This is a genomic window from Nocardiopsis flavescens, assembly GCF_900141985.1.
GTDB classification, from domain to species: domain Bacteria; phylum Actinomycetota; class Actinomycetes; order Streptosporangiales; family Streptosporangiaceae; genus Nocardiopsis; species Nocardiopsis flavescens.
The window spans coordinates 85,112-92,242 of the sequence record NZ_FQZK01000023.1; the positions used below are offsets into that span (position 1 = coordinate 85,112).

Genomic DNA, 7,131 nt, shown 5'->3' on the forward strand with positions numbered 1-7,131 from the left:
CACGCGAAAACCCCTGGCCCCCGCGTCCGGGGACGCGCTAGAAAGGCCCCATGCACAAGTACCCGCGCACCCGGCACATCCACGGGTCGCGCCTGCAGCCGGGCGACCGGGACCTGTCCGCGGTCCCCTTCTCCGCCCTCGCCGGGCGCCACCTGGTGGTGGAGGAGAAGCTCGACGGCGCCAACGCCGGGATCGGGTTCGGCCCCGACGGGGAGCTGCTGCTGCAGAGCCGCGGGCACTACCTGGCCGGCGGCCCGCGGGAGCGGCAGTTCGGGCCGTTCAAGGCCTGGGCCGCCACCCTGGCCCCGCGCCTGCGCGAGCGGCTGGGCGACCGGTACGTGCTCTACGGCGAGTGGATGTACGCCAAGCACACCGTGTACTACGACGCCCTGCCCCACCTGTTCTGCGAGTTCGACATCCTCGACACCCGCGACGGGACCTTCCTGGACACCCCGTCCCGGCGCCGGATGCTGGACGGGCTCCCCGTCACCCCGGTGCCCGTCCTGCACAGCGGCCCCCTGGCCCGGCTGGAGGACCTCACCGCCCTGGTCGGCCCCTCCACCTGCCGCACCCCGCGCTGGCGCGCGGCCCTGGCCGCCGCCGCCCGCGCGGGCGGCGCCGACCCCGACCGCGCCCTGGCCGAGAGCGACCGCTCCGACCTCATGGAGGGCCTCTACGTCAAGGTCGAGGAGGACGGCCGCACCGTGGACCGCTACAAGTGGGTGCGCGCCGACTTCACCACCGCCGTCCTGGACTCGGGGACGCACTGGATGGACCGCCCGCTCATCTCCAACGGCCTGGCCGACCCGGAGGCGCTCTATGCGGACGTCCGCTGAGTTCACCGACCTGGCCGGGCTGTGCCCCGCCCCGCCCGCCTGGGACCTGGACTGGGAGCGGGTACGCGAGGCCCTTCCCGAGATCCGCGCCCTCGAAGGCGTCGAACAGGACCCCGTCCACCACGCCGAGGGGGACGTGGCCGTGCACACCCGCATGGCCTGCGAGGCGCTGGCCTGCCTGCCCGAGTGGCGGGCCCGCCCCGCCGGCGAGCGGGTGCGGCTGTTCACCGCCGTGCTCCTGCACGACATCGCCAAACCCCGGTGCACCCGCCGCGGGGACGACGGCCGCGTCACCGCCCACGGCCACTCCCGGCACGGCGACCTCATGGTACGGGCCCTGCTGTGGCGTCTGGGCGCCCCCGTCGCCTGGCGCGAGCACGTGGCGGCGCTGGTGCGCCACCACCAGGTCCCGTTCTGGGCCCTGGAACGCCCGGACCTGCGCCGCATCGTGTTCCGGGTCAGCCTGACCGCCCGCAACGACGACCTGGCGGTGCTCGCCACCGCCGACATCCTGGGCCGGCGCTGCGGTGACACCGCCGAGGTGCTCGACAACATCGCCCTGTACCGCGAGTACTGCGCCGAGCAGGCCTGCCTGGACCGGCCGCGCGCCTTCCCCTCCGACCACTCCCGGTTCTGGTTCTTCCGCCGCCCCGACCGCGACCCCGACCACGACGCCTACGACGACACCCGGATGACCGTCACCGTCATGTCCGGTCTGCCCGGCGCGGGCAAGGACACCTGGATCGCCCGGGAGCGCGCCGACCGGCCGGTGGTGAGCCTGGACGCGATCCGCGCCGAACTCGGCGTGCGGCCCACCGACGACCAGCGTCCCGTGGCCGCGGCCGCCCACGAGCGCGCCCGCGAGCACCTGCGCGCGCACCGGTCCTTCGTCTGGAACGCCACCAACGTGTCCCGGTCGCTGCGCGACCGCTGCACCGACCTGGCCGCGGCCTACGGGGCCCGGGTGGAGATCACCGCCGTCGAGGCCCCGCCCCGGGTGCTGCGCGCCCGCCTGGACCGCCGGCCCGCCCCGGTCCCGGCCGCGGTCGTCGACCGGCTGGTGGGGCGCTGGGAGCACCCGGACCCGACCGAGGCCCACTCCCTGGTCCTCGTGGGCCAGGACGTCTGACCTCCCCCTCCCTCCGGGCCATCTCGGCCGCGCGCTGACGTGTTGCGATCCCGGCCGGTCCCTCGGCGGACTAAGCTGGCGCCGACCCACTCCGGCGCCGCGCGGGCGACCCGTCCTTCGCGGCCTCCTGGCTCATCCGGCCACCCAGCGGAGCGGGCCGCGGCCCATCCGGCCGCCGGCCCTCCGAAGACCAGAACGGCCCGGGGGAGCGCGACCGCACCACCGCACGCCGTCGACAAGGACGTCGACCGGGAGCCATGTTCGAAACCAGCCCATGGACGCAGTGACCGCCCGGGCCCCCGCGGCGGTGCACGGACCCGTCCCCGAGGAGGCCGCCCAGGCCCCCGCCGCGGTACACCGCCCCGTCCCGGAGGTCTCCGGGCCCCGGCGGCGCCTGTTCGCCCTGCTGTGGAGCGGCGGGGCGCTCAACGGCCTGGGCGGCATGACCTTCACCCTGATGGTGCCGCTGCTGGCGCTGGCGCAGACGGGGTCGCCCGTGGCGGCGGCCTGGATCACCGCGGCGGGCCTGGTCCCCAACCTGGTGCTGCACCTGCCGCTGGGAGTCCTGGCCGACCGCGGCGACCCGCGCCGGATGATGCTCCTCGCCCAGACCGGGCGGCTGCTGGTCATCGTGCTGCTGGTGGCCCCGGTGATCCTGTGGTCCGCTCCGGTCCACCTGCTCGCCGCTGCCACGGCGCTGCACTCGGTCTGCTCGACCCTGTTCGAGTCCGCCTCCGCCATCGCCGTGCCCTGTGTGGTGCCCGAGGAGGAGATGCCCGCGGCCACGGCCAGGAACGAGGCGCACGTCCACGGCACCCAGATGTTCGGCAGGCCCCTGGGCGGTTTCCTGTTCGGACTGGCGGCGTGGGCCCCCGTGCTGTTCAACGCCGTCGTGTCGCTGGCCGTGCTGGCGGTGACCCTCCCCCTGGACTCCGGGATGCGCAAGGACGAGGCGCCCGCCGGCAGGGGGCGCCCCTCCCTGGTCCGCGAGTTCTCCGCGGGCCTGGCCCTGCTGGTCCGCGACCGCCTGCTGACCCTGACCCTCGTGGTGTGCGCCCTCACCAACGCCGTGTTCCAGGTGGTGTGGCTGATCATCATGCTGGTGATGACCGAGCGGGACCTGCCGCCCTCCCTCATCGGCGCGATCCTGGCGGCCACCGGGATCGGGGGGCTGCTCGGCTCGGTCCTGGCCCCGCGCCTGGTGCGCAGGCTGTCGGTGCCGCACATGGTGGCGCTGTGCGGGTGGACCTGGTCGCTGTCCCTGGCCGTGCTGGTCCTGGCCCTGAGCCTGGACCCGCGCTGGCTCCTGGCCGGGCTGCCCCTGACCTGGGGGATGATCGGGTTCGTCGGCGCCCACATGAACGTCACGCGCGGCACCTACCGCGCCCTGCACGTCCCCCGGCGGCTGCTGGGGCGGGTGATCGGCACCGACCGGGTCTTCACCGGCGGCGCCCTGCCCCTGGGCATGGTGTGCGGCGGCTACCTGCTGGAGTGCCTGGGGCCGCGGGACACCTCGGTGCTGCTGCTGGCCGCGGTCGCGGTGATCGCGGTGTCCGTCACTCTCCTGCTCCCCTTTCTGGAACGGAGCGGGGAGGCGGGGAGACGGCGTCCAGCAGGCGCCGCAGCATGACCTCCGGACCGTCTCCGAGCCGGTCGGGGGCCGCGTGCTCACGCGAGATCACGTGGGTCGAGACGGCCTCGACCGTGCGCGCCAGCTCCGCGGCCAGACCGCGGTGGCCCTCGGGGAGGGCCGTCCGCAGCCGCTCCACGGCGGTGAGCGCGGCGAACACCTCGTCCGGCAGCCGCTCCAGCAGCCCGGCCAACTCGCCCCGGTCCTCCCCCGAGGGCCCCGCCGTGCGCACGTGCAGGATCCACCGCGCGGTCACGTTGAAGCGCAGCACCGTGCTGCGGACGTCGTCGACCCTCTGGGCGAAGGACTCGGCACCGCGCTCACGGGCGTCGCGCTCCCAACGGGCCCGTTCGACGTCGAGCGCGTGGCGCGCCCGCTCGCGTTCGGCCCTGACCGCGCGCCCTCCGGTGACGGCGGAGGCGGTGATGGTGGCCGCGGCGGTGGTCACCCCGGTGATGAGGGCGACCAGGACGGTCGGGTCGGACAGCTGCGCCAGGACCGCCGTCACCCCTCCTCCGACAACCGGGTGGCGGTGGCGACCTGGTGCGGCGGCAGGGGCGGGTGGTGTGCGCGCATCGCACGGGCCGCCAGCCGCGCGGCGAGGTCGCGGTCCCCGCCCAGGCGCCGCACGCGCGCCGCGCGCAGCAGCACCGGGCCGCTGTCGGAGGCCTCGGCCAGCGCCTCGTCGAGTTCCGCCGACCAGGTGCCGGCGCCCGCGAGCATGGCCTGGGCCAGCGCCCGTGCGGTGCGGGTCGACGGGCTCTCCGGCGCCCGCAGGCGTTCCAGGTCGCGCAGCGCGGAGACGGCCTCCCCCTGGTCGGCCAGGATCTCCCCCCGGGTCCGGCGCGCCTCGGTGCTGGTCCCGTCCCCGGCCAGGACCCGGTCCAGCAGGGCCAGGGCCGACTCGGCCTGGCCGGCGTGCCACAGGGCCTGGCCCAGGCCCGTCTGCAACCCCGGGTCCGTGCTCGCCCGGCCGGCGGCGACCGAGAGGATGTTCAGGGCCGCGGGGCGGTCGCGGGCCAGCAGGAGGCAGCGGGCCTGCGCGACCAGGACCTGTCCCACGGCGACGCCCTCGCCCAGGGAGGCCCACAGGCCGGCGGCGTCCTGGTACAGGCGGGCGGCGGAGGGCAGGTCGCCCTCCTGGAACGCCAGGTCGCCCAGGAGCGAGACGATGCGGGCCCGCTCCCCCGGGCGCGGTGCGGGCCGCGCCGCCAGGGCCCGGCGCGCGTGTTCCCGGGCCACCGGGAGGTCGCCCTGTTCGCGCGTGCTCCGGGCGAAGGCCAGGTGCACCGCGGACCCGCGCGGGATCTCGGGGAGCCGGTCGGGCGAGGCCAGGGGGGCGACCAGCCGCGGATGGCGCACGACGTAGGCCCCGTCGGCGTGGTGCCGGGTGAGGAGGTGCCGGTCCTGGAGCACGCGGGCGGCGTTCTCGCCTCCGTGGAAGGGCCTGGCCCCCCGGCCCCCCGACGCGAGGACCCGGCCGAGCCAGCCGCTCAGGGTGCGCGGGGAGACCAGGCACTCGACCGCGGTCTCGGCCAGGAGGCGGGCCGTGTGGACGCACAGGGCCCGGTCGACACCGGCCCCCGGGTCGGCGCCGAGCGTCCGGGCCGACGCCTCCCCGGCCTCCCACAGCGCCCGACCGGCGACCTGGAGCAGGCCCGGGTCCACCGCCGCGGCCGTGCCGCCCTCTTCCGGGGCGACGGCGAGTTCCTCGGCCAGCGCCCTCCCCGGCCCCGGGGCCGGCGTGTGCCCGACCCGCTCCAGGGCGCTGTCGACGGCCTCGGCGGCCGTCGCGACCGCAAGGGGCCCCAGGGAGAGCTCGGCGAACCGCAGCGCGTGCTTGTCGAGCAGCCCGCGCAGTTCGTCCCAGTGGTCGGTGCGCACGGAGAACAGCAGCCTCAGCTCGCCCTGTTCCTCCAGGCAGGAGAACAGCTCCTCCAGCAGGTCGCGCCGGTGGTGCTCGTCCGGGCCGCCGGGCCGCAGCAGGAGTTCGAGCCGGTCCACGGCCGCGAACACCGGGACCGGGAGGCCGTAGCGGTCGGTACGGGTGCGGGCCCGCAGCAGGTCCGCGACCGAGCGGCCGGGCGGCCCGTCGGGGTCCCAGGAGGAGACCAGCGCGCGGGTGTAGGGGTTCTGGTCGGGCAGGACGGCCGCCGGGAGCCCGGCGTCGGACCAGCGCCGGCCGCCGTGGACCAGCACCTCCTCCGCCCCGTCGGTGATCGCGGGGGCGGCGCCCGCGTGCAGCAGGGAGGTCTTTCCGACGCCGGTGTCGCCGTGCAGGACGGTGAGGTGGTTCCCGCGCCAGGCCTCCGCCAGGGCGGCCGCCTCCCGTTCCCGTCCCAGAAAGAACGGCCGGTCCCGGGCACGGAAAGGCCGCGGGCCGATGAACGGCTCGGGTCGCCCCTCCCGCCACCTGGCGGTTCGTTTCATAAAAATGGCCTTTGACCAGCGGGAACAAGAAATCCACAAGGGAGGACGCAAAAAAGAGGGACCGGCGTGCGGGGCATCCGCCGCGCCCCGTTCGGGCATTCTCCTCCGGGGCGGCGACCCTGCGCGGCGACCGGTCCACCGCGCCCGGACGCGGCCCCTAGCCCTCGTTGCTGAAGGCGGCGACGACCTCGCCCTCGGCCTCCCCCGCACCCAGGACGGAGTCGAGGGCCCTGGCCACCGCGGATTCGCCGAGGCGGCCCACGTCCCCCAGGGACAGACCTTCCAGCGACACCGACAGGACGCCGCCATCATGTTGCAGGGTCTTCACCGACCACTCCGTTCCCGTCCGCCGACGGAGGGCGAAATGGCCCTCGCGCCGTTTCTCCGGCCTTCTTCCTCGCAGACGTTTGTACCACGCGACCGTCGCCCCCTAACATGATCTCCTACCCTGAAATCCACCGGAACCAGAAAATCTGAAAAAGCATGACGACATGACATCCGGGACACCGGGACCAGAAATGGGAAAGCTTTTTCTGGTGTGGCGGATGTGAAAGCGGAGGAAAGCCAAGTGTCCGACGTTCACAGGCCTGAAGGCGGTCGAGCACCGGGGCGCTCCCCCGAAGTCTGGGGAGGGGTCCCCGCGCGCAACAAGAACTTCACGGGGCGGACCCGCCAGCTCAACGCGCTCAGGTCCGGTCTGATGAACCAGATCACCGCCGTGGTGCCGCACACCCTGCACGGCTACGGCGGCGTCGGCAAGACCCTCATGGCGGTGGAGTACGCCCACCGCTTCCACGACGAATACGACCTGGTGTGGTGGATCAACGCCGACCAGCCGGGGCTGGTGCGCTCGTCCCTCGCGCACCTGGCCCCCCGGATGGACCTGCCGGGCGTCAACTCCACCGGTATCGAGGAGGCCGCCGAGGGCGTCCTGAACGCGCTCCGCAGGGGCGATCCCTTCCGGCGCTGGCTGCTCATCTACGACAACGCCGACGAGCCCGAGGACCTGCGCGACGTCATCCCGGAGGGCAACGAGTCCGGCCACGTGCTCATCACCTCGCGCAACCACCGGTGGCAGGCGGTCGCGGAGACCGTCTCGGTGGACG

Annotated in this window: 7 protein-coding genes; 4 read left to right on the forward strand and 3 right to left on the reverse strand. The window is 74.9% G+C overall.

What is annotated here, in order from left to right; all coding sequences use genetic code 11:
- Positions 1 to 50: 50 nt before the first annotated feature.
- From BUE45_RS26105 to BUE45_RS26115, 3 genes are all read left to right on the forward strand, one after another.
- Positions 51 to 836 carry an RNA ligase family protein gene (locus BUE45_RS26105; protein ID WP_073383019.1) on the forward strand — a complete coding sequence of 262 codons (786 nt, stop codon included), beginning with the start codon at positions 51 to 53 and terminating at the stop codon, positions 834 to 836.
- The gene (locus BUE45_RS26110) at positions 820 to 1,965 is read left to right on the forward strand and encodes an AAA family ATPase (RefSeq protein ID WP_073383023.1); all 1,146 of its coding nucleotides are present in this window, start codon (positions 820 to 822) and stop codon (positions 1,963 to 1,965) included. Before BUE45_RS26105 ends, BUE45_RS26110 begins: the two co-directional genes overlap by 17 nt.
- Before the next feature lie 274 nt (positions 1,966 to 2,239).
- Positions 2,240 to 3,595, forward strand: coding sequence for an MFS transporter (locus BUE45_RS26115; protein ID WP_073383026.1), 1,356 nt, complete (start codon positions 2,240 to 2,242; stop codon positions 3,593 to 3,595).
- Here BUE45_RS26115 and BUE45_RS32075 read toward each other — a convergent pair.
- The 3 genes from BUE45_RS32075 to BUE45_RS32080 form a co-directional block, all read right to left on the reverse strand.
- Positions 3,522 to 4,103, reverse strand: a complete 582-nt coding sequence (locus BUE45_RS32075) for a hypothetical protein (protein WP_073383028.1) — start codon at positions 4,101 to 4,103, stop codon at positions 3,522 to 3,524. The genes BUE45_RS26115 and BUE45_RS32075 overlap by 74 nt on opposite strands.
- Positions 4,100 to 6,025: a tetratricopeptide repeat protein gene (locus BUE45_RS33930; protein ID WP_073383031.1), complete on the reverse strand. Its 1,926-nt coding sequence runs from the start codon at positions 6,023 to 6,025 to the stop codon at positions 4,100 to 4,102. Before BUE45_RS33930 ends, BUE45_RS32075 begins: the two co-directional genes overlap by 4 nt.
- A 157-nt stretch (positions 6,026 to 6,182) precedes the next feature.
- A complete protein-coding gene (locus BUE45_RS32080) occupies positions 6,183 to 6,353 on the reverse strand; it encodes an FXSXX-COOH protein (protein WP_143173486.1) in 171 nt (56 codons plus the stop codon).
- A 372-nt stretch (positions 6,354 to 6,725) separates the two neighbouring features.
- Between BUE45_RS32080 and BUE45_RS26130 the strand changes: the two genes are divergently transcribed.
- Positions 6,726 to 7,131, forward strand: a 406-nt coding sequence (locus BUE45_RS26130) for an NB-ARC domain-containing protein (protein ID WP_245833477.1), incomplete at its 3' end; no start/stop codon positions are given.